Annotated in this window: 2 protein-coding genes and 1 pseudogene; all 3 read left to right on the top strand. The window is 54.2% G+C overall.

The genetic code is table 11. The features are described 5' to 3' along the window. A partial coding sequence (locus tag GTGU_RS23215; protein WP_038163448.1) for a DUF3383 family protein occupies positions 1-899 on the top strand: 899 nt, incomplete at its 5' end. A 9-nt stretch (positions 900-908) separates the two neighbouring features. Next, complete coding sequence (locus GTGU_RS23210; RefSeq protein ID WP_038163445.1) at positions 909-1349, top strand: DUF3277 family protein; 441 nt, start codon at positions 909-911, stop codon at positions 1347-1349. 3 nt (positions 1350-1352) lie between these two features. Then, positions 1353-1438, top strand: a pseudogene (locus tag GTGU_RS27120) (phage tail assembly chaperone); the annotation flags it as partial.

Here is a 1438-nt window from a genome sequence, read left to right as displayed (position 1 = left end):
GCTGGGTGGACACACTCGCCACTGGTGAAGCCGGAGAGACTGAAACCCTGCTGGAGGCAGTGAACGCGCTGCTGGACTACAACAACTGGTACGGGCTGCACCTCGCTGTGCCTGAGGCAGATTATCCGGCAGATACTGACCTGATCACCGTATCGGCAGCTGTGGAATCAGCGACGGTTTCCCGCATCCTTGCGATCACCACTGACGATGTGCGTGTTATGGTTGTGACAGATACGACGGATCTGGCAACGAGACTGAAAGCGGCGAAGTACAGCCGGACCTATATCCAGTATTCGTCCACCAGCCGTTACGCTGCGCTGTCCTCTTTTGCCCGTGCCTTTACGGTCAATTTCAACGGCAGCAACACCACCATCACCCTGAAGTTCAAGCAATTGCCTGGTGTTACTTACGAAACCCTCGGCACGTCTCAGGCGACCGCGCTCGAAGATAAAAACTGTAACGTATACGTGTACTACGAAAACGATACAGCCATTCTTGAGCAGGGCGTCATGTGTAACGGTGATTTCTTCGATGAGCGCCACGGCCTCGACTGGTTGCAGAACGCGGTTCAGACCGCCGACTACAACACGCTGTATACCAGCACCACGAAGATCCCGCAGACCGACGCAGGGACAACCACCCGTATCGCCAACATTGAGAAGGTGCTCGATGTGGCAGAACGAAACGGCATGTTTGCCCCGGGCGTCTGGAGTGGCGGCCCAATGGGACAGCTCAATACGGGCGATACCCTGACGAAAGGCTATTACACATGGGCAGATACCGTGGATAACCAGTTGCAGACCGATCGCGAAGCGCGCAAAGGTGTGCCGATTCAGGTTGCTGCAAAACTGGCTGGCGCTGTTCATTACGGCGACGTCGCAATTACCGTAGTGCGTTAAGGAGAAAAAATGTCTACGTATTCTTTTCTCGATGTATCGGGCACCCTGACGGGCCCGACCGGAGCTATAGACCTTGGTTCTGGATCCGCTAACTCCGAAGAGGGCATTACGGTATCAATGACCGAAGCCAAAAACACCATGACAATCGGTGCCGATGGCGAAGTGATGCACAGCCTGCACGGCGGTAACAGCGGGACGCTGACGGTCACACTGCTGAAAACCTCCCCTGTGAACAAAAAACTGTCGCTGATGTATAACGCACAGCGTCTGTCTTCTGCGACCTGGGGAAATAACGTGATCGTGGTGCGTAACAAGGCATCGGGGGATTTCTTCACAGCCCGATCCTGCGCATTCCAGAAACAGCCTGACTGGAATAACCCAAAAGTTGCCGGTACTGTCGCATGGGTGTTCGACTGCGGCAAAGTTGATGGCCTGCTCGGGGAGTTTTAACCGATGGAATTTGAAATCAAGGGCATTAAATACAATGCCGCAAAGCTCAGCGTTTTTGACCAGTTGAAGGTATCCCGTAAGTTGCTGCC

Source organism: Trabulsiella guamensis ATCC 49490 (assembly GCF_000734965.1).
GTDB classification, from domain to species: Bacteria; Pseudomonadota; Gammaproteobacteria; order Enterobacterales; family Enterobacteriaceae; genus Trabulsiella; species Trabulsiella guamensis.
The sequence above is the reverse complement of the archived record's forward strand: the minus strand, read 5'-3'. Positions and strand labels throughout refer to the sequence as shown.

Coding starts and splice junctions, on each gene's coding strand:
- GTGU_RS23210 (WP_038163445.1), top strand. CDS start 909: ATGTCTACGTATTCTTTTCTCGATGTATCGGGCACCCTGACGGGCCCG.